18 protein-coding genes and 2 pseudogenes are annotated in these 21755 nt (G+C 48.3%); 13 read left to right on the plus strand and 7 right to left on the minus strand.

Annotated features, from left to right (window positions below):
- Positions 1-83 precede the first annotated feature (83 nt).
- Entirely contained in the window at positions 84-1049 is a 966-nt protein-coding gene (locus ASL14_RS17630; RefSeq protein WP_134912795.1) for an aldose 1-epimerase, read from the minus strand.
- Positions 1050-1507: 458 nt separating this feature from the next.
- Here ASL14_RS17630 and trpS point away from each other — a divergent pair, with 458 nt between their 5' ends.
- Positions 1508-2497: a tryptophan--tRNA ligase gene (trpS, locus tag ASL14_RS17635; RefSeq protein ID WP_134912797.1), complete on the plus strand. Its 990-nt coding sequence runs from the start codon at positions 1508-1510 to the stop codon at positions 2495-2497.
- Positions 2498-2543: 46 nt separating this feature from the next.
- On the opposite strand, the gene ASL14_RS27430 is transcribed toward trpS, so the two are convergent.
- Positions 2544-2711 carry a hypothetical protein gene (locus ASL14_RS27430; RefSeq protein ID WP_187644872.1) on the minus strand — a complete coding sequence of 56 codons (168 nt, stop codon included), beginning with the start codon at positions 2709-2711 and terminating at the stop codon, positions 2544-2546.
- A 120-nt stretch (positions 2712-2831) separates the two neighbouring features.
- Between ASL14_RS27430 and ASL14_RS17640 the strand changes: the two genes are divergently transcribed.
- Positions 2832-3053 (plus strand): alpha/beta-type small acid-soluble spore protein, encoded by a 222-nt coding sequence (locus ASL14_RS17640; protein ID WP_134912799.1) that lies wholly within the window; start codon positions 2832-2834, stop codon positions 3051-3053.
- Positions 3054-3316: 263 nt separating this feature from the next.
- On the opposite strand, the gene ASL14_RS17645 is transcribed toward ASL14_RS17640, so the two are convergent.
- Positions 3317-4300, minus strand: coding sequence for a metal-dependent hydrolase (locus tag ASL14_RS17645; protein WP_134912801.1), 984 nt, complete (start codon positions 4298-4300; stop codon positions 3317-3319).
- A gap of 136 nt (positions 4301-4436) precedes the next feature.
- Here ASL14_RS17645 and cyoE point away from each other — a divergent pair.
- Positions 4437-5449, plus strand: a pseudogene (cyoE, locus tag ASL14_RS17650) (heme o synthase).
- Between the two features lie 116 nt (positions 5450-5565).
- On the opposite strand, the gene ASL14_RS17655 reads toward cyoE, so the two are convergent.
- From ASL14_RS17655 to ASL14_RS17660, 3 genes are all read right to left on the minus strand, one after another.
- Positions 5566-5907 (minus strand): toprim domain-containing protein, encoded by a 342-nt coding sequence (locus ASL14_RS17655; protein ID WP_134912803.1) that lies wholly within the window; start codon positions 5905-5907, stop codon positions 5566-5568.
- Between the two features lie 166 nt (positions 5908-6073).
- A complete protein-coding gene (locus tag ASL14_RS28180; RefSeq protein ID WP_223264362.1) occupies positions 6074-6172 on the minus strand; it encodes a YjcZ family sporulation protein in 99 nt (32 codons plus the stop codon).
- A 145-nt stretch (positions 6173-6317) separates the two neighbouring features.
- Entirely contained in the window at positions 6318-7487 is a 1170-nt protein-coding gene (locus tag ASL14_RS17660; protein ID WP_134912805.1) for an MFS transporter, read from the minus strand.
- 213 nt (positions 7488-7700) lie between these two features.
- Here ASL14_RS17660 and ASL14_RS17665 point away from each other — a divergent pair, with 213 nt between their 5' ends.
- The 7 genes from ASL14_RS17665 (at position 7701) to ASL14_RS17695 (ending at position 16848) form a co-directional block, all read left to right on the plus strand.
- A complete protein-coding gene (locus ASL14_RS17665; RefSeq protein ID WP_134912807.1) occupies positions 7701-8186 on the plus strand; it encodes a hypothetical protein in 486 nt (161 codons plus the stop codon).
- Between the two features lie 16 nt (positions 8187-8202).
- Entirely contained in the window at positions 8203-9354 is a 1152-nt protein-coding gene (locus ASL14_RS17670; protein WP_134914564.1) for a transglutaminase domain-containing protein, read from the plus strand.
- A gap of 20 nt (positions 9355-9374) precedes the next feature.
- The gene (locus ASL14_RS17675; protein ID WP_134912809.1) at positions 9375-11459 is read left to right on the plus strand and encodes a peptidoglycan D,D-transpeptidase FtsI family protein; all 2085 of its coding nucleotides are present in this window, start codon (positions 9375-9377) and stop codon (positions 11457-11459) included.
- Between the two features lie 181 nt (positions 11460-11640).
- Positions 11641-13719 (plus strand): peptidoglycan D,D-transpeptidase FtsI family protein, encoded by a 2079-nt coding sequence (locus ASL14_RS17680; RefSeq protein WP_134912811.1) that lies wholly within the window; start codon positions 11641-11643, stop codon positions 13717-13719.
- Between the two features lie 82 nt (positions 13720-13801).
- A complete protein-coding gene (locus ASL14_RS17685; RefSeq protein WP_134912813.1) occupies positions 13802-14551 on the plus strand; it encodes a Cof-type HAD-IIB family hydrolase in 750 nt (249 codons plus the stop codon).
- A gap of 51 nt (positions 14552-14602) precedes the next feature.
- The gene (locus ASL14_RS17690; protein WP_025684726.1) at positions 14603-15082 is read left to right on the plus strand and encodes a DUF456 domain-containing protein; all 480 of its coding nucleotides are present in this window, start codon (positions 14603-14605) and stop codon (positions 15080-15082) included.
- Positions 15083-15213: 131 nt separating this feature from the next.
- Positions 15214-16848, plus strand: coding sequence for a putative polysaccharide biosynthesis protein (locus ASL14_RS17695; RefSeq protein ID WP_134912815.1), 1635 nt, complete (start codon positions 15214-15216; stop codon positions 16846-16848).
- A 28-nt stretch (positions 16849-16876) separates the two neighbouring features.
- Here the strand turns inward: ASL14_RS17695 and ASL14_RS17700 are convergent, their stop codons facing one another.
- A complete protein-coding gene (locus ASL14_RS17700; RefSeq protein WP_134912817.1) occupies positions 16877-18166 on the minus strand; it encodes a DUF2515 family protein in 1290 nt (429 codons plus the stop codon).
- A gap of 224 nt (positions 18167-18390) precedes the next feature.
- On the opposite strand from ASL14_RS17700, the gene ASL14_RS17705 reads away from it, so the two are divergent.
- The 3 genes and pseudogenes from ASL14_RS17705 (at position 18391) to ASL14_RS17715 (ending at position 21748) form a co-directional block, all read left to right on the plus strand.
- Positions 18391-18735, plus strand: a complete 345-nt coding sequence (locus ASL14_RS17705) for a thioredoxin family protein (protein WP_044645440.1) — start codon at positions 18391-18393, stop codon at positions 18733-18735.
- Between the two features lie 184 nt (positions 18736-18919).
- Positions 18920-19852 (plus strand): COX15/CtaA family protein, encoded by a 933-nt coding sequence (locus tag ASL14_RS17710; RefSeq protein ID WP_025684722.1) that lies wholly within the window; start codon positions 18920-18922, stop codon positions 19850-19852.
- A 130-nt stretch (positions 19853-19982) separates the two neighbouring features.
- Positions 19983-21748, plus strand: a pseudogene (locus ASL14_RS17715) (UbiD family decarboxylase).
- Positions 21749-21755 lie beyond the last annotated feature (7 nt).

Here is a 21755-nt window from a genome sequence, read left to right on the forward strand (position 1 = left end):
CACCTCCTTCGGCTGTGATGAGGTTATTATGCGACAGAGTTATGAAAATATGCGCCGAAGGAAGGAAAATGAACAGAGGAAAATTACGGATATATCATATGAATCTGAGTTTTCAGGTTAATGGATTGCTGAGGCTCCAGACGAATCAGTCCGCCTGTCCCCACAGGATCGTGTAAATTGGGTGCATCAGACAGCCAGGTATAAGGCTCGATGCAAAGATACTGATCGCATTCACCCTTGGTATACAACACCCAATACTTAAAGTATTGTTCATCCGCCGTGTAGCGTATCTGATAACCGTCATCACGGGTCAACAGGGCCTCAGCAGGCCCTTCCGATGCTCGCAGCAGCGTATCCAGATTTGTTCCTTTCAGGGAAAGTCCCGTAGAGAGCGGCTCCAAGTCATTCAAAGGGGTAATTGTACCTGTTGGGAGCTGTTCAGCGTCTTGCTCATATACCCCGTTCACAGGCAGCTTCAGGCTCCAGCGTTCAGGCTCTCCGTCCACCATAAACCAGGTGTGATATCCCAAGCCGAACGGGGCTGCTTTGTCACCCAGATTCGTTACACGCAGCGTTTGACTCAATACGGGTCCTTGCAAGCGGTAAATCATCTCCAGCCGTAGGGGAATAGGAAACTGCTCCATCCAGTGCGGATCACTTTCCGTCAACAGCTCGGTGGTCACGCTGCAACCTTCCTCATCTTCTTCAATATCACTGCAACGCCAGGATTGATTACGATGCAGCCCATGTATATGATTGTCGTTGGCCGTATTCCGATCAAACTGATAGGGAACACCGTCAAACTCGAATTGTCCTTTGCGGATTCGGCCGGGAGGGATCAGAATCGGCAAGCCAAAATGATACGGCTTTTGCAAATAAAAGGCCAGTTCTTCCTCGCCAGGACGCCGTACGATATCCCGATCCAGCTTCAGATCACGCACCGAGATAATATTATTCCCGAGACGGGGGATCATCGTAACTTCCAGCTCAGGGCTATGTAAAACATACGTGTCGTAACCATTCCAATGTTCTTTGGTCACTTGTTTCATATCCATGCTCCTTTGTCCACTATAATCGGTTGAAGCTTCGTGTCATTATGATAACAGATTTTTGCTCGCAGGGTACAATCGTCATTTGACAATTACAGGATGCGGAATTATCATAAATGTAGTTTACGATGTAATGACATGGATAACGCGATGATGAGGACAAGTAAGCCTTCGCATACGCTCTTCAGAAAGCCGGTGGTAGATGCGAACCGGTGAGCCTGCACTGCTGAATGGACCTTGGAGTGCCGCACAGAACAGGAAGCATTCTTCCTCAGTATGACGGCCGATTGCTCCCCGTTAACGGAGCTATAAGATTGCAGGCAGCCACGGAGCATGACTCCGACAAGTAACAGGCTGAAGGCAATGAATAAGGGTGGTACCACGGTCTCGCGTCCCTTGAGGATGCGGGGCCTTTTTGCGTTCAATTATTTAAATAAATTTCAGGAGGAATGATGAATATGAAAACGGTGCTTTCAGGCATTCAGCCCAGCGGACAGCTTACTTTAGGCAATTATATTGGTGCAATGAAAAACTTTGTCAAGTTGCAAGAGGATCATCGCTGTTACTTTATGGTCGTAGACCTTCATGCCATTACGGTGCCCCAGGAACCGGCTCAATTACGTGAACAGTCGGAGGCCGTGGCGGCATTATTTATTGCAGCAGGTATTAACCCCGAGCAATCCAACGTCTTTTTACAGTCCCATGTACCTCAGCATGCGGAACTGGGATGGTTGATGACAACCCTGACCAATATGGGCGAGTTGGAACGCATGACCCAGTTCAAGGACAAATCGGAGGGTAAGGACTCGGTAGGTGCGGGATTGTTCGTATATCCAGCGCTGATGGCAGCTGACATTTTGCTTTACAATGCAGATTTGGTTCCTGTAGGTGACGATCAGAAGCAGCATCTGGAGCTGACGCGCGATTTGGCAGGTCGTTTCAATCATCGTTATGGAGATTATTTCACTGTTCCCGAGCCGTATATCCCTGAGGTGGGCGCACGAATTATGTCATTGGATGATGCCTCCAAAAAAATGAGCAAAAGCAATCCGAATGCGGGCAGCTATATTGCTCTGCTGGATGAACCGAAAGTCATTCGCAAGAAAATCAGTCGCGCTACCACTGATTCTGGCAGTGAGGTTAAATATGATCCGGCAGGCAAACCGGAGATCAGCAATCTGATGGGAATTTACAGCCAGTGTACGGGTCTGTCGCTTCAGGAAGTGCAGAATCGTTATGAAGGTCAAATGTACGGTACGTTCAAAAAAGAGCTGGCAGAGGCGGTTGTAGCCACCCTGGAGCCTATTCAACAGCGTTATCGTGACATTCGGGAGTCCGGTGAAATTGGACGCATTTTGGCCCAATCCGCAGAGCGGGCGCAAGAAGCGGCTGAAATCACGCTGGCTGCGGTCAAAGAACGTATGGGGTTTCTGCCCCGCAAGCGCTAAGAACGCAGGCCAACGCAATCAGGCGTTTGACAGGAATGTGAATGCCTCAGGAGCGACGTTGTTTGGCCTTGATAACAAAGCCCCAGCCGATGTTGCCGACAGAGAGAATGCCCAGTAAAATGGCAAGCCAAGCGGAATAACTGATGGATATGGCGGCTGCCGTCAGCAGGACAATGGATGAAACGGCGAACCACAATGATAGACCTTTGCTCATGGGAAAAACCTCCAGCGTTCGAATGTTGAATTTTAGGAATAAGCAGGTGTAAGCGAGCCATAATAATCTTGCAAGCTTGCAATGAACCTCACTCACAAAGAACTGAAAGGAGATTCAAATATGAGCAGACGTCGTTCAAACAACCTGCAAGTACCGCAGGCCAACGCCGCTTTACAACAATTAAAATATGAGGCCGCTCAAGAACTCGGCATCACAATCCCTCAAGACGGTTACTTCGGTAACGTCGTTTCCCGCGAAACAGGCTCTCTCGGGGGATACATCACGAAAAAGCTCGTCCAACAAGCAGAGCAATCCTTGTCGGGCAGTGGCCGTTTGCAGTAATACACATAAACCCTCCATCTTGGAAGCTGTATTATGAGCAACTGTGATGAAGAAAATCCGGAGCAATCATGCTCCGGATTTTTTGCGTGCATGGCTTATGACCATTGTGAATCACACCGGTCCGCTTCGTCAAGAGGGCGCTTTCATGTAGATATTTCATGGAGGGATGGATTTTTATATGAACGACAAAAAAACAGCAAGCTCCGGGGGTCAGGGGAGACTTGCTGTTTTTTGTCGTTTGCGTTGCTTGCAAATATGCTTTTTTAATTCGTATGCAGGGAGAGGCGTTTCTGCATCTTTTCATGGCTAAGCCAGCCGATATAGCTGTTGATCAGTCCAAACTGCTTATCCATGGCGACCACGGCCACGAACGGATATTGTCTCCGGTGCCGATACCGAACATCCGCCCAACGAACAATGTAGCCCCATTCCAGCTCTTCCACTTCCGCAACAGCAAAGGAAGAAAAATAGCGGAATGCTTGCACATCACGGTAGGATTTGGATGCTTCTACGGCCGGATGTGTGGACGGAACCGCATGTTTTGTCCAAAAAAGATGCTTCCCGTTCAGTCCGCCAATGTCATAACTTCCATTCTGATGAGCTTTTACCACATGCCACCGGTTCCATGAAACTGTGGGAATGATATAATATATATCGTCCGGCTGACGCTCGGGGTCCATTTCTCGTACCGCATTTCTGGTACGGAAATGATTCCAGGTGCGCCAAATATAGTACAGGCCTGTAATGATGTACAACGTAATAAATAAGGGAGCTGGTAAAACCAGTCCAGTGACCCACAGTAGAATAGCAGCAACATGGGTGCCGAATATAAAGGGATCAAAGATGTGGATAATATTCCATGATATCCACTTGGGTGTAAACGGCCGAAATGCCTGTGTCCCGTACGTATTGAACAAATCTGTAAACACGTGCAGACAGACAGCAATCGTGACCCACAGGGCGACATGACCGACAGGTACATCCCTGAAAATAAGAGCAATTAATCCCGTGATGGACAAGATCCATATCAACCAGAAGGGAATGGAGTGCGACAGTCCACGATGATTGCGGATGTAGGCTGCATTGTTTCTTAATCGCAGCAAGGTGTCAAAATCCGGTGCCTGCGACCCTACGACCGTGGCCAGCAGTACGACTGCCGCCAACTTTGGATCTGCGGCAACGGCAGGATCGGTGTAGGCTAGCCCGGCCAATCCGATCCCCATGACAAAGTGTGTGGCTGTATCCATATTTGTCGCTCCTTTTTTGTATTAAATCCTGTACTTATTACTACCCAAATTTACTGTAAACGATCAGCAGGGTCGATTCGTCATCGAAATTGTGAACGTTTTGTGCGTTTTCTGTCAAACTTTTTACGGGTACTATATGATAAAATTTATATCGGAGTTCAACTTACTCCCGAATTCATACATCTCTAAGGGGGAGTTACTCACAGTGGATAATATTAGTTATAAGGCTACTTCAGATACGGCTACCTATTCGGTTAAATCCAAACCACCCGGTAAGGCTGGGACATGGAAAGATTTTATAACGGTCACCAAGCCAGGTATTCTGCGCACCAATCTGGTTGCGGCATTTGGCGGTTTTTGGTTGGCTTCACAATGGGACGTTGACTATATAAAGCTGATTCTGACCTTGGTAGGTACAATGCTGGTTATGGCGTCTTCTTGTGTTTTTAACAACTATTTTGATCGTGAACTGGATTTGAAAATGGAGCGTACACGCAATCGCTCACTGCCAACAGGGCGTTTGACTCCCACAACGGTGTTGTCATACGCTATTATTTTGGGTGTTGTCGGGCTGGCTGTTTTGTTCTCTTTTCTGGTGTCAAGGCAGGATTACTCGGTATACTTGGCATGTTCGTATACGTCGGTATTTACACGCTTTGGCTGAAACGCTCATCCACATGGAGTACATCCATTGGCGGTATTTCGGGCGCAATGCCTCCTGTGATCGGCTATGTGGCCGCTTCGGGTCGTATTGACATGGGCGCATGGCTCTTATTCGCTCTTTTGTTCCTATGGCAGCCGCCTCATTTTTGGGCACTTGCAATCCGCAGGGTCGAAGAATACCGAGCAGCAGGATTTCCGTTGTTGCCTGTCGTGAAAGGCATTCAGCGTACTAAAATTCAAATGATTCCTTATATCGTGCTGCTGATTCCGGTACCGATCCTGATGTATGCTTATGGTTATGCTGGCATGATTTTCATGATTGTTTCCGTGCTACTGTCAGTGCTCTGGGCATTTTATGCCTTTAAAGGTTTTACCATTAAAGAAGAAGAGACGGATTCATGGGCTAAAAAAGTATTTTTCTTTTCCATTAACCATCTGACGCTCAGCTTTCTGCTGATGATCGTGGATACAGTTCACAAGTTCTAAGACAAGACATTTTTAATAAAATTTGTTACGTGTAACATTTAGCTGTTCATCAGGCAGAAATCGGCCTGGCGGACAGTTTTTTTTGTGGATGGTTTTCATGACTAGGGTTCTCAGAACTATAGAACAGGCGGGTATAAAATGTACTCTTCCAATCCTGCTTTTTCCAATTGGGCGATCACATATTCATCTGGTGTGCCTTCAACTCCTGCGTATCCTTTGCGGGTATATATATGAAGCGCATCTGAAAAAGAGTCGGCAAGCACACCACGTATTTTTTTGCCTGAGCTGTCATTGTCCATAAACAAGTATATTTCGTCATGCTTGGCCTGCTTGCGGAGGGACTCCAGTTTTACTGAGTTTAGCGTGCCGAAGGTGCATAAGATATGAACCTCGGGATCAAGTAAACGACGAAGTTTACTGCGGTCATTTTTCCCTTCAACGATAACGGTAATCGTCATCTTGGTCACCCCCTGCCTAAAGCCTGTGCTCGAAATTCCCCGGGAAATGAAAGAATATGTGTATAGTGTAGCTCCAAACAGGGTTCTCATGCAAAAAAGCAACAAAACAGCCTGCCAGAAGTGGCAGGCATGGGTACAAGGGCGGCATGTTAGGGCAATTCAGACATTAAATCCAGCAAGTACGGAGAATAATGACGAGCAGAATATAAAGAACGAGAATGATGCCAGTCGAAGTCCCAAATCCACCACAAGAAACAGGGCTCACAGGATGACAGTGGCTCACGGAATGCACCTCCCTTCATACATAAATGTTCAGTCAAACCAGTCTATGTTGATAAGGGCTTTAGGTACTGTGCATTCGCCTTCTTGTAAGGTACTTTGGGCGTTAAAGGGGGAGCTTCTCAAGCGATCTAGGAATGATACGGCCCTGAGGCAGACAGCGGCGGTGTCGGGAATAGCCGCTGAATGGGAATGAACAGCAAGCCGGTCATTAAAATCAAAAAAGCAATAAAAAAAGGTGAAAAATGAACGGGGAGCTGGCCAGCCAGCACCGGTCCGGCAAAGGAGCCGATAGACGTGGCAATGGATTGCAGTGCAAAGGTTTTGCCCAACCTTTCTCCTCCAAGCCGTATAAAGAGTGAGGCCAAGGCTGGAAACGTAATGCCTTTGGCTGTTCCGAGTATAAAGAGTACGGCTCCAATCACAGATTCGGGTAAGGTGGCAAGGGCATAGAAGCTCAGAGACATCAGTATGATGCCGCAAATCAGCCGGATCATCGGTGAATACTTGTTCAGAAAAAGTAGACTGAGTGTGCAAAGCGCTCCCAGACTGATAATGGAAAAGAGCAGTCCCGTGGACATCATGGACGCAGTACCATTGTTGCGTAACGGGATTTCATAAAATAAAATGCCTTGTGCGCACGCCAAAACAAAAGGCACAAGCAGGTAGCGCCAATTGAATGGTAAAAGCGGCTGCGCCCCGGTCAATGGAGCGGGTGCTACTTGCCCATCAGACAGTTGAGCCTGGAGAGCAGGTGCCTTTTTAGGCAAGGTAAAATAAGCCATCAGTCCTGTGACCACGAGAATGATGCCTAGAGAACGGAAGGTTTCGCTAAACCCAAAGCTGGCTACGATGAACGCGCCTGCCGCTGGAGACAGGACGGAGGCCAGCGTGTGAACGACGCCATGTCCTGACATATATTTGCCCTGCGTAACCGGATGATCGGATAGCTGCGCGAGCATAGTCATGCAAGCAGGGGACAAAAAGGCCAGCACAAAGCCGCTGATGGCACGAAGAAAAAGCAGCTCCCATGGCGTATGAATGTATGCCTGAATGATCAGGATGATCCCTGCGGCTGTCAGGCTGAACATAATATATCGGCGGCTGCCGTGTTTATCTACTCTTGGCCCCGCCATTAAGTTGCCGGGCAGATGAGTCAGGGAGTATATGCCCAGCATCCAGCCGATAAAGGTGGGCGCTGCGCCCAGAGAGATGGCGAATGGTGTCAGAATAGGATATTGTGCATGCAGATCAAAAAAAGCGATGAACAAAAACAGATACAGCCAGAGGGCTGTTTTCAAGTGGATGACCCCCTTTCCTTAAATGGACTTTCTATGCTGCTATGTGGCATTAGCTCTTTCTAAGTTGTACGCTGGAGTGGACGAACATAGACCCTTTTTGTGCGGACAAGGGGCAGAAAAGAGCTAAGCTGACAGGGAGTTATGTAATCATGTATAATTACAGAGACGATTTTACAATTCAAAAGATGCAGTTGAAAACGGGAGTGTAGTGAAATGGATAAGAGCGTCTGGACAGAGTTTTTAAAACATAATTGGCAGATCGTTCAGGATAACTGGCTGTATATATTAATCGGGCTTGTCCTATTGCTTGTCATATTGAAGATTGTGAGAACCCTTGTTAAATGGCTGATTGTCATTGTGGTGGTTGTGGGCTTGCTGATCTACAGCGGTATTTCCTTTGATCAGGTCGGTAAGGTGGTTACCCAAGCGAAGGATGATGCGATTAACAAGTTTCAGAGCGAGGCCCTGAACATGATGATCAAGGAAGGACGGGATGCGAAATACACCTCTAACGGAGACGGTACATTTTCGGTAACCAGCTCCAATCTGGAGGTAAAAGGTCCGTTCGATGGCGATAAGGTCAAGGTATGGTTTCAGGGCATGCCGCTGGGCGAGTGGAGCATGAGCGACACCGTCAAGAAATATATCGAAAGTGCGAAAGGCTCGGCTGTAACACAACAGTCGCCGCAGTCGCCGTAAAGACAGGGGGAGCATGATGAAACCATCCTGGCTGGAGCCTGTCCTTCATTGGAATGGCGTGACGGTGTTTTTGATCGCTATCGTTCTTTTGTCGTTAATACAGGGCTGGCGGCGAGGAGCTTCCAGATCTGTAGGTGCGCTATTCGGTCTCATTGTGGATGGCATACTGACCGTTGCCGGGATTTTGTGCTCATTAGGGCTGGCTATGTGGCTTTCACCGAAGGTGCAGCAATGGCTGGCCGCTTATATGGAGCATTTGCCGCAACGGGGACTGAGCGGAATTGAGCAATTTTATTATACGCTTGTAGCAGGGCTTGAAGGCTTTCCGCTGCTGCGTTTTGCCGTCTTGTTCATGCTCAGCTATGCTGTTGCGCAATTTGTGCTGCGTGCGATTTATGTGATGGTGGTGGGTGGCAGATCGGATTCCTCTCTGCGTGAGCAGGAAAAGAGATCGGGCTTTTTCAGCAGGCTGGCGGGGGCCGGGATTGGTACCCTTATCGGTGGAGCACGCGCTGTGATGGTCATAGCGTTACTGTTTATAGGTGTAAGTTTATACCCGGACAGCGGGTTTAGCAGCTATGTTCAGGCTTCACCGATTTATAAACAAGGGGCGCAATCGGTCATTGAACCTTTGTCCGGTACGCTGATTAAGGATAAGCTGCCCGTATTTACGCAGGCCGTCACCAAGGAATTGAACGGCATTTTGCAGCGTAAATATGAAATGATTGACCGGGATATTCCGAACGATATTGAGCAGGCCGCGACCAAGATTACACAGGGTGCAAGCGACGATGAACAAAAAGCCAGAGCGTTGTATCAGTGGGTAGGCACACGTATTAGCTATGATTACGGCAAAGTAGAGGCCTATGAACAGCGTGGTGACTGGCATGAGCAGACCCCGAGAGATACGTTTGATACACGCAAGGGTGTCTGCATTGACTATGCCCGCCTGTATGCGGTGATGGCCCGTTCTCAGGGACTTCAGGTCAAGGTGGTGACCGGGCTTGGCTACAATGGACAGGGAGGCTACGGTTCACATGCCTGGAATGAAGTTTATTTGAGCGGGCAAAATCAGTGGGTACCGTTAGACCCAACCTGGGCACAGAGTGGAGACTGGTTTAATCCGCCTGGTTTTGCCCAGACACATATCAAGGATAAAGTGATTTAAAAAGGAGTGGAAAAGGGCACATGAGAAAGATGGACAACGAGCAAGGAAAAGTCAACGAGACGTCCGACCGAAAAAGATTCAGCTTCCGGATCAATCTGTTCTTTTTCAGCTCGTTCATTATATTTACGGTCATTATCGTAAGACTGGCGATACTTCAATTTGTGGAGGGCCCTCAGCTTAAGCAGCAGGAGGCCAGCAATGTTACCAAAAATGTGCCGCTTACGCCGATTCGCGGAACGATTTACGATGCAACCGGGCAGAACAGGCTGGCGTATTCTACACCTGTACAATCGCTGTATATCACACTCTCCAAAAACTACAGCGACCTTTTGGAGAAATCGCGTGATCCTGATAAAAAGCTGTTGCCTGAGCTGGAGAATATGACACAAAAGCTGGCAAATCGGTTTGCTGAATATGGCAATAAAGATGAGCCCAAAATGACGGCAGCGCAAATTATGGACGCTATGGACCGGAACTATCAACGGTTTAGCGGTTTTACGCCCCGCCTGATTAAAACCAATCTTAATAAAGATGAAGTTGCCTATTTCATGCAGCATAAGAGTGAGTTTCCAGGGGTAGATGTTGTGGAGGAAACCGTACGACATTATGATCCTGATACGGTAGCTGTCCAAACGGTTGGTTACATTAAAAGCTACAAAAGTGCGCGTGAAACGTTTCCTAAATATAAGAATATTCAAAAATCCATGTCAGCTGAAAATGATCCGGGTCTCATCTATATGGATAACGAGTCTGTAGGCTTTGATGGATTGGAATTTCAATATCAGGAGCAGTTACGAGGGAAAAATGGCTACAAAACGGTCCCGATTGATCCGCGCAACATGCCGGAGGGAGTAGATTCCGTTACTCCTCCGCAAAAGGGAAACAACATTTATTCCACCATTAACAAAGAGATTCAGGTTAAGACTGAAGATGCCATTATGGATCAATTGAGATGGCTCCATTCACACGCTGTATCTGGCAAGACTCATCCTTATGCCAAAACAGGCTTTGCTGTAGCCATGGAAGTGGATACAGGGAATGTAGTGGCGATGGCCAGTATGCCGGATTATGATGCGAATTACTGGCAAACCGGAAATATATCATCTGATAATTATAAGAAAATTCAAAATGTATATTTGAATGGTACTATTCGCTCCTTCGGCTCCGGTCAATCGGGTCAACATCCAGAGTCAGTTGTACTGCTCGGTTCCACCATCAAACCGCTGTCTGTATTAGTGGGTCTAGAGGAAAATCTATTCAGTACATCCTCTTATTATCAGGATACAGGGGCAGCTTATTTTGGGCGTAACAATTCGTCTCGGGTACGTAACTCTTCGGGTCATGTATATGGTGGGCTGGACCCGGCTTCTGCCATTCGCCATTCCTCTAACGCATTTATGGTCGATATGGTCGGTAAAAGATTGTATAACAAATACATTAATAATGCACAGGAAGATCAAGGTGTAAATGTATGGGACCGTTACATGAAGGAATTTGGACTAGGTGTGCTGACGGGGGTAGATTTGCCAATGGAATATCCTGGGTTAAGAGAGTATGGACCTAGAAGCAAGGAGTCGTCACTGTCCAAGTTGGCGTATGCTTCTTTTGGTCAGCAAGGAAAGTATACAGCACTCCAGCTTGCACAATATACAGCGGTGTTGGCTACCAAGGGCAAACGGATGGAGCCGCATTTGGTCAGTCAAATTAAAGATACCAACGGCAATGTAGTCCAAACGATTAAGCCGAAGGTGCTGAATGAAGTGAAATTCCCGGATGCTTACTGGAATGAAGTCATACGCGGGATGGCTACAGATGTCAGCGCATTTAATGGTTTCCCGTATGACTTCGCCCGCAAAACGGGTACATCTCAGCAAAGCGTAGGCGGGAAACTGAAAGATAATGGGGTATTTATTGCATTTGCACCACGAAAGAATCCGAAGCTGGCAGTAGCGGTCATTATTCCCGAAGGAGGTTTTGGCGCGACGAGCGCTGGACCTGTGGCACGCAAAATCTTTGACGCCTATGATGAGGTGTATGGTTTGGACGGAGTGCCTAAGAAAAAGGATGCTACAGCATCCGATCCCAATGCAGTCAAACAGCCATAATATTGTACTACGTAATATTTCATTCAAGCTTCTCTCGGCCTTTGTGCTGAGGGGAGCTTTTTTTATGATCTTTATACGTTTTCTTACAAAATTGTAACCATCAAATTCATCGTTATTTACCACTATTATGGTAGGATCAGGGATATGATAACCCCGGTGAAAGGAGTAATGACCTGCTAATATGGACAGAGGAAGTTTGGATAAGAAGTTTTCATTCAAAAAGAAAAGCCATGAAGAAAATGAAGAGGCACAAAAAAAGCGGACGGTTTTTCGGACTAATCTTCTTTTTTTCAGTGTTTTTGTGTTATTTGCCATTATTTTTACCAGACTGGCGGTCTTACAGTTTGTGCAATCGGCAGAGCTGAAGGAGCAGCAGCAGTCCGTAAATACGAAAAATGTTCCGTTAGCCCCGAGTCGTGGCACGATTTATGATGCAACAGGTCTCGTCAAGCTGGCGTATTCAACTCCGGTACAGTCGCTGTATGTGACCTTACCCAAAGATTATAGCAAACGTGCAGAAAAAGGCCGTAAGCCGGGAAAAAAGCTGCTTCCTGAGTTTAATGCTTTTGCTGAAAAGCTTGCTGCCAAGCTGAATGAGTTAGGAAGTACAGAGGGCGAGCAGCTTGATGTAGAGAAAATTAAGGAACGGCTGGACAAGGACTATACTCAATACAGAGGCTTTACTCCGCGCCTGGTCAAATCCGACCTGAATCAGGACGAAATTGCCTATTTTCTAGAGCATCGTCAGGAGTTTCCTGGAATTGAGATTGTAGAAGAAAGTGTGCGCCATTATGACCCGGATCGGGTGGCGGTGCAAACGATTGGATATATGTACAAGTTCAAAGGAGCGCGTACCAATCGGCCAAAATACAAGGAGATATATCAAGCCAATTCGGAGGTCCTAAGACCCGAACAGGTTTACTCGGAAAGTGAGACCGTCGGATATGATGGCTTGGAGCTTCAGTATCAGGATGAGCTGAGAGGAAAAAACGGCTATAAAACGATAGAGGTAAATCCGCGTAGCATGCCGGAAGGCATTGATTCCATTACTCCGCCGAAAAAAGGATATCATCTGTATTCCACCATTAACAAGGAAATTCAGCAAAAAACGGAACAAGCGATTGTTGATCAGCTTCGTTGGCTTCATACTCATCCGGTATCGGGTAAGCTCCACGGCGATGCCACTACCGGCTTCGCTGTAGCGATGGAGGTCGAGACAGGGAATGTCGTAGCGATGGCCAGTATGCCGGACTATGACTCCAATGTATGGAAAACGGGAAGTACATCGCCTTCGGTATATGACGAAATTCAGCATAAAATGGGGAACGGAACGATTAAATCCGTACCTAGTGGAAAAGCGGGTCCGCATCCAGAATCCTCGGTGCTGCTGGGTTCAACCATTAAACCCCTAACCGTGCTGATCGGGTTGAAGGAAAACTTATTTTCTCCCGGACAAACTTATCTGGATACGGGTAGCGCATACTATGGTAAAAATCGATCAAGCCGGGTCGGTAATTCGAGTGGACACGTGTATGGTCCTCTGACACCTAGCAAGGCAATTGAAGTCTCATCGAATACTTTCATGGTGGATATGATCGGCAAGCCGCTGTATGACAAATACGGAAGTAATGCAGGGATGCATCAGGGAATTGATGTATGGGACAAGTATATGAAGGAATTTGGATTAGGCGTACCGACTGAAGTCGATCTGCCAGGCGAGTGGGCAGGCAGACTTGAGTATACGAGCAAGCATGAAAGTGCGCTGACACGCTTGGTACAGGCTTCCTTTGGTCAACAGGGGAAATATACGACGATGCAGCTTGCCCAGTATACGATCGTGCTGGCAACAAAAGGCAAGCGTATGCAGCCGCATTTGGTCAGTAAAATTGTGGATGATCAAGGCAACCTCGTGCGTGAGTTCAAGCCCAAGGTGCTGAATGAGGTTGCTTTTTCAGATACGTACTGGAATACGGTGATTCGCGGTATGGCTACGGATGTTAAAGCATTTAACGGGTTTCCGTATGATTATGCCCGTAAAACGGGGACTTCCCAGCAGGTAGTGGGACGTGCGGTTAAAGATAACGGGGTGTTCATTGCTTTTGCTCCGCGTCAAAATCCGAAGCTGGCCGTCGCGGTCATTATTCCTGAAGGGGGCTTTGGCGCGACGAGCGCTGGACCTGTGGCGCGTAAAATATTTGACGCATATGACGAGGTTTACGGGCTGGATGGTATCCCTAAAAAGCGGCAGACCGCAAAGTGAGGACTTGAATTCTTTTGTGGGCTACTCTTTTTCATGGTAAAATGTCGTTGGACATAAGGGACATACAGGAGGAAGAGAACCCATGGGAGAAAACCAATATAAATACAAACTGCTTGCGCTCGACATGGATGGAACTTTATTGAACGACAATCATGAAATTACGCTGGAAACGATCAACTGGATTAATAAGGCGATTCAAGAAGGGATTCACGTGTGCTTGTCTACTGGACGAGCAGCGATGCATGCCTTGCCCTACGGGCAGCAGCTCGGCCTGGATACACCTATGGTGACGGTAAACGGCAGTGAGGTATGGAAATCCCCTCATGAGCTGTGGCGCCGTTATTTGCTTGATAAGGAGCTAGTTCGGAAAATGCACCAGATTGCTGTAGAAACAGATTCCTGGTTCTGGGCTTACTCGACGGAGGAATTATATAATAGAGATCGTTGGCCGGATACATTGGATACACAGGAATGGCTCAAATTCGGTTATAATACGGAAAATGACGAAATTCGGAATCGAATTTTGCTCAAGCTTCAGGACATGGGCGGACTTGAAATTTCCAACTCTTCCATGACGAATCTGGAAATCAACCCGGCGGGCATATCAAAAGCCAGTGGGATTGCAGAAGTATGCGATTTGCTCGGGATTACAATGGAGCAGGTAGTCGCAGTAGGTGACAGTCTGAATGATTTGGCTGTAATTCAAGCGGTTGGACTGGGTGTTGCGATGGGCAATGCACAGGATACGCTAAAAGAAGCGGCCGATCTGGTCGTAGCTTCGAATAATGAAGATGGCATCGTAGAAGTTATCCGTGATTATGTACTTGTCTAGGAAAACGAATGATAAAGCATCTGGGATAATTGGACGAGAAGGAGGGAGCCAGTGGACATTGTAGGCTGGATTATTATCGTTGCGCTGTTCATTGTTGGCATGGCCGGGGCAGTATATCCCGTATTGCCAGGGGCGCTCGCCATCTATTTTGCATTTTTTGTGTACGGCTGGTTTTTCTCGTTTGCTCCATATAATGTATGGTTTTGGATCATACAGACACTAATAGTAGTTGCACTATTTGTTGCAGATTATGCCGTCACTGCGTGGGGGGTCAAACGATTTGGCGGCTCACGTCTGTCCACGATCCTTAGTACCATCGGGATTATTATCGGCCCTTTTGTTATTCCGGCGTTTGGTCTGATTTTAGGGCCGTTTATTGGCGCTGTGCTGGGCGAGCTAATTAGCAAGGCCCCGCTGGATCGAGCGATTAAAGTGGGCTTTGGTTCTGTATTAGGGCTGTTTACCAGCACCGTGATGAAAGTAATTTTACAGCTTGTCATGATTCTTGTATTCTTGATTTGGGTGTTCTAGTTTAACATCCTATGCTTGTGATTTGCAGAGACAGAATCGACATGCGGCTCCGCACCGGTGATGGCTCAGGCCATGACTGCTTTGCGGAGCTTTTGTATGCGTGTCAACAGCAAGAAAGAAGGGAACGCATTTTGTCCAATAAAGAAACATTTCTTAGAGGCACGCTTATTTTAGCCGCAGCCGCCTTGGTGGCGAGAGTGCTGGGTCTGGTGCAGCGAGTTCCGCTAGAGCATTTGCTTGGTTCCGTAGGGAACGCCTCGTTTACGATTGCGAACAATGCTTATTTGATGTTGCTCACGGTGGCTACAGCAGGTATTCCAAGCACGTTGAGCAAAATGGTCTCCGAGCGTTATGCGCTGAATCGGCCTACAGAAGCACGACGTGTGTACCATGCGGCGTTGCTGTTTGCGGCGGCGGCTGGCATTATCATTACGGTGGTGCTGTATTTTGGCGCGCCTTATTTTGCCGAGCATGTGGCGGGAGTTCCTCAGTCGGCCTTGGCTATTCAGGCATTGGCACCTGCCTTGCTGCTGTTTCCCGCCATTGCCATGATGCGCGGGTACTTCCAAGGGCGCGGTAACATGACCGCAGGCGGTATTTCACAAATTGTGGAGCAGGTCGCACGGGTGGCTACTGCTATTTTGCTCGCATTTATTATTTTGAAGCTCGGTTATGGAGATCGCGAGGTTGCGGCCGGGGCATCGTTCGGAGGTGTCATGGGAAGCATTGGCGCACTGGCGGTCATGCTGTATTACACGGTGAAAATGCGTCGCCAGGATCGTCAGGATCGACAAGAGCAATTCCAGGAGGAAAGCTCCGCACTGCCGTTGATGCGCATTTACAAAGACATTTTTACGCTGTCTATTCCAATTGTATTGTCTTCTTTGACAGTTCCGGCCGTTAACTTTATTGATACGTCGATTGTGGTTAGACTCCTGTCCGTCCAAATCGGCTTGGATCAGGCAACGACCCAGTTGGGTTATTTGGGAGCACGTGCGCAGAGTGTGGCGGGGATTCCGCCGATTTTGGCTATCGCGCTCAGTCAATCGCTCATTCCGATCATTTCGGCGGCTTTTGCCCGCAAGGATGAACAGCATTTGCAAAATCAGATGACGCTGGCCTTGCGGATCTCTATTTTGACTGGAATGCCGATTGTGCTGGCCTTGTGTGTAACCGCCTATTCCATCAATGGCTTACTGTTCAGTTCGCTTGGAGGCAGCGGGATTATCGCTGTTCTGACACTCGGAACGATATTCCAGATCACGATGATGACCTCTAACTCGATTTTGATCGGTATGGGCAAACCGCGTATTTCAATGGTTAATGTCTTGGTCGGTATCGTTGTTAAGCTGGCTGCGAGCTGGTTGCTGGCTGGTTGGCTCGGGATTTACGGCATCATTGCCGCAACCGGATTATGTTTCCTTGTGATTACGCTGCTGAATTTGCATGTACTCAAAGGCATCGTATCCTTCTCAATCATGGGCCGTCGCTGGGCAGGCTTTCTGACCGCAGTCGTGCTTTCGGGAGCCATTGGATACGGTGTGAATGAGGCTTGTATTCTGCTGATTCATATCATGCCTGCACGTGTGGCCTTCTTCATCGCGTGCTGTATTGCCGGGGCGGCTGTACTGGTATGCTATTTGGTGCTGCTGGTTGTGCTGCGCGTACTGCGTAGGGACGAGTTGGGTAACTACCCGCGTGTGTTGCAAAAGGTACTGCGTCCACTGATGCGTCTCCAGCGTGAGTCCACAGGGCAACGAGGCTAAAAGATGCATAGGCAGCTCTCCAGCTTTTTCAGTGGAAAGGCCGCAGGCTGGCATGCGCGTCATGGGCCATCGCTGTTTTTTGGATGCCATGGCGGTGTTCATGCCGCATGGCAAATAACAGCGGTCGCCTTGGTTCGGTGAAATGTCCGAGCGTGGAGCCGTCCTGAAACCAGTCGTAACGGGGGATCGGATCATAAGGCGTATCCGACCAGACGGCGTTCAGCTCTGGGCTGTACAGGCGTTGTCCCGGCGGCAGCCATGCATGTGCCAGTAGCGCTGCACTCTCTTCAGGAGAGCGCAGCGCTTTTTCTTTGTCCGGAGTGAACAGTCCTGGCCAATAGTCGCTGCGTGAGCCAGTGTGAGGCACGCTGGTAGCGAATGCTGTTACTTGATCCAGCACCTGCTGGTGACCGAACAGCATGGCATACAGACTTTTACCGAAGCCGATCCGCTCATCCAGATGGCTGAATCGCTCCATCACAAGTCCGGCGAGGCCGCCGTTTAGCCCAAGCGGAAATATGACCTGATTCAACTGGAGCCAATCGTGCAAATAAAAGCCCGGCTTGTGCGTCACAAATTTTTGGAAATACGGATCTTTCACCACCCGGCCCTCAATATAGTTTTGTTCATTGATGATCAGGGCTACGCTTAAGAGAGAACTGTCCCGCCAAGCCCAGAAACGTTCCCAGAAGGGTCTCATGAATGGTGATACATGAAAATGGGGGAGCAAATGAAAGCAGCTTCGGCCCAGATGACGGCTGTGCATGTATAATTGCAGCTGCGGGTAGGCGTCCTGAAAAATAAGGGCATTGCAGCGCTCCAGCAACCGATATAACCATTCCTTTTCCAGTTCGCTGAACAGACTGTCGATCAGACCGCCCTTCAAATCGGTCATGTTATAGCCACCATTGCGAGAAACCAGATGAGCCAGCAGCGCCCAATGTAACTCGGGGTAGCCGTGATAGCACTCAAGATAAGCGGCTGTCCGGGTGATGTTGCTGCGATTTTCCTGTGCTGTATCGTTCTTGATCCGTTCGACCAGCTCACAGTCCGTTTCGCATAAGGGCATATTCAGAGTAGAGGGACGGGAAGCGGGTCCATTCACCATCATGAGTGCTTCGGCTTCATCCATGGCGGCCTGTGCGGCTTGGTCATCCCACGGCAGCTCACGCAGTGGATAGCGCAGCTTGCGGGACTCGGTCCAGGCCGCCCGCTTGCCTTCCCACGCTTCCTCCGCAGCACGTGGTACGGAACCGAGCAGCTTTAGCCCCCCCTGAAGCTGGCGTGATGCCACATGGAACCATTCGGTGAAAGACATACTGGATAACCTCCTTTCAAAGTCCGAGAACACTTCGTATTCCGCTAAGTATGCAGGGATGTTCTAAGTGTGTTCTGAGGTATATTGTTAGTATGTCTCAATGGCAGGGCTTCCAATCGGTGATTCGGGAATAATAGGGGAGTGTGCAAAAGCGCCACTTGGCGTTACAATAGATAGAAAGCACAAGCTCTTTTTTACAAACAGAATTCAAGGAGGAATCATCCATGCAAAAGATCGTCTCTCATGAAGACTTTAATAAGGCAATATCCACTTCTGGCGTAACAGTAGCTGTGTTTAAGGCGGACTGGTGCGGAGATTGTCATTTCATTGATCCGTTCATGCCTGATGTGGAACAGCAATATGCAGACAAGCTTACATTGATTGAAATTGATGTAGAGCAGGCCGAAAGTGTCAGCCAGGAGCAGAATGTGTTGGGTATTCCCAGCTTTATCGCTTACAGTGAAGGGCGCGAGCTAGTGCGTCTGGTAAACAAACTGCGCAAATCCCGTGAGGAAATCGAGCAATTTTTGGATCGGGCAGTAGAAGTACACGCCAGCTTGGCTAAATAATTGATGTTGTGCATGGCATTCAGAAAGCCGCTTCCTTCCAAAGGGGGCGGCTTTCTCACGGGACACGTTCACATTTTGTCAACAAAGCACGTATGTCAAGGAACGATATATCAGTTATAATTATTTTAAGTGATCATTTCACAACATTATGAAGTGAATAAATATTATATTTGGAAGGATACGGGTGAATTCTTTGAATAACAAAATCAGAATATTAAAGTGGCTTGCACTCGTAACATGTATTGTCATGTTTCTGGCTACCTTCGGTGGAGGCGTCGTGACGCGGACGGATTCGGGGCTGGGCTGTGGACGGGAATTCCCGCTTTGTAATGGCAAGCTGGTTCCGGCGCATACGATCGCATCTGTTATTGAGTTTACGCATCGCTCTGTTAGTGCCATGGCTGGCATACTCTCCATTGCCTCTTTTGTTGGCTTTTTGCTGTTTATGAAGCATCGTAAGGATTTACAGTTATTCTCGTTGCTGACGTTAATGTTTGTCATCATACAAGGAGCGATGGGGGCACTGGCTGTCATCTTCTCCCAATCGGCTGCAGTCATGGGGCTGCATTTTGGCTTTGCGCTTATCGCTTTTGCCAGTGCGACCATGATGACGCTGGGGGCCTGGCAGGAGCATGCGGATTCACGCTACACCCCGCGTCTGATTCCTGGGCCTGTCAGTCGGGGCTTTCGTAACTTTATATGGCTATCGACGATTTATACCTATATTGCTGTCTATTCAGGGGCGTTGCTTAGTCACTCGGTCATCCAGAAGGTTGTAAATATTGGGGGCTTCATATCTCCGCTGCTGCTTCATCAGATTTCAGCTGGTCTGCTGTTCGTCATTATCTTGGCTGTGGGTCACTACTCATACCGTTATCACCCGAATCACCGGGATATCCGTATATTGGGTGTCGTATCGGTCTTGTTAATCTTACTTCAAGTGGTGATTGGAATTATCTTGTTGTACGTCAACAGACCTGAAATCTACATGTTTATCGTGCTGGGACATATGCTGGTGATTGCATCGTTGTTCTCCATCTTGGCTTATCTGAGCTATCGTGTATGGCAATTGTCACCGGACCGCAAGCTTGTTCCGACCCAAGCACAACGTACCTAAGCATTTCATAGATCATAGTGAAACGGATATTTTGCCCAAGTGGCGTTGAAGCACGTATAATAGCATATAAGAAACAAACCAGGTCCGCGAGTTTCTCGAGGGCTTGATTTGCTTAGGAGGAATCGTCCAGTTGATCTACCAGAATTTGCGCCAATTTATTGAAGCGCTACGTAAAGAAAATAATCTTCAAATTATAGAAGCACCTGTCGATCCTTATTTGGAACTGGCCGAAATTCATCGGAGAGTTATTGAGGAAGAAGGCCCGGCATTGCTGTTCACCAATGTAAAAGGTACTCCGTTCCCTGTAGCCAGCAATCTGTTTGGCACAAACCGTCGTGTGGATATGGCCTTTGGGCCTCGCCCGGAACAACTGATGGATGCGATTGTAGGGGCGACCAAAACATTGCTTCCACCTACCCCCAAGGCATTGTGGAATGAACGTGGACTGATTAAGGACATGCTAAAAGTAGGGCTGAAAACGGTATCCCATAGCGAGGCTCCTGTACTGGGAGTTCGCCGTACGGATGCTCCGCTGGCTCCACTTCCAAGAGTGACGAGTTGGCAGGATGACGGGGGCCGTTTATCACGCTTCCGCTCGTATATACCGAGAAGCCGGGTCAGTCCAAGGATCATAATTTGGGCATGTATCGCATCCAGATTTATGATGATCAGACCACCGGGATTCACTGGCAAATCCATAAAGGCGGCGGCTTTCATTATCATGAAGCTGAGCTGCGTAATGAGCCGTTGCCTACGACCGTTATTATCGGCGGGCCACCTGCTCTGATTGCATCTGCAATTGCTCCGGCACCGGAAAATCTGCCTGAGCTGCTACTTGCCTCGCTCATTATGGGCGGCAAGCTGCCAATGACAGAAGACCCACTCGGCGGTCACCGGATTCCGGCAGAGGCCGAATTTGCGATCAGCGGCTATGTGCCGCCTCACGAACGTCGCCCGGAAGGACCGTTTGGCGATCATTTTGGCTACTACTCCTTACAGCATGATTTCCCTGTATTTCATGTCAAGCATATGTACCACCGTAAGGATGCCATTTATCCAGCAACCATTGTAGGTAAACCACGGCAGGAGGATTATTATCTCGGCGAATTTTTACAACGTCTGCTGTCACCTGCCTATCCGCTTGTGATGCCTTCCGTTAAGTCTCTGTGGGCTTACGCAGAAACGGGTGTACATGCATTGGCAGCGGCAGTTGTGCGTGAAAGCTATTCCCGCGAAGCGCTGGTATCAGGCTTTACCATTTTGGGACAGGGCCAATTGTCATTGACCAAATTCCTGATGCTGACGGATCAAGTCATTGATTTATCTGATTTTAACCTGCTGCTGGAAACCATTCTGGAGAGATTTAATCCAGCGACGGATTTATTTATTTTCAATCATACGTCTCACGATACACTTGATTATACGGGCCGTAAGCTGAATCACGGCAGTAAAGCGATCCTGATGGGTGTAGGTGAGCCTATACGTGAACTGCCTCGTGCCTATGAAGGAGGCGACCTGCCGGGTATTCGCGAAATTGAGCCGTATTGCGGAGGATGTCTCGTCGTATCCGGTGCGACCTTTGAGCAGGAGCCTGAGCTGGCAGCGCGGGTACTGGAGCGTTTGTCTGCAGGTGAGCAGGAATGGCCGTTTGTCTTTATTGTAGATGATGCCAAGGAAGTCGTTCGCTCACAAGCATCATTCCTGTGGACGGTGTTTACGCGGTTTAACCCGGCTACGGATATGTATGCAGACAGCGAGGTCCGTTTGCATCATTTGAACTACAAGCTGCCAATTGTAGTGGATGCGCGTATGAAGCCGGGCTACCCGGATGAAGTGCTGCCGCGCGAGGATATTGTTAAGCTTGTAGACCAACGGTGGACGAGTTATTTCGCTTGACGCCCTA

Origin of the sequence: Paenibacillus sp. IHB B 3084, from assembly GCF_001447315.1 — a bacterium.
Taxonomy (GTDB): domain Bacteria; phylum Bacillota; class Bacilli; order Paenibacillales; family Paenibacillaceae; genus Paenibacillus.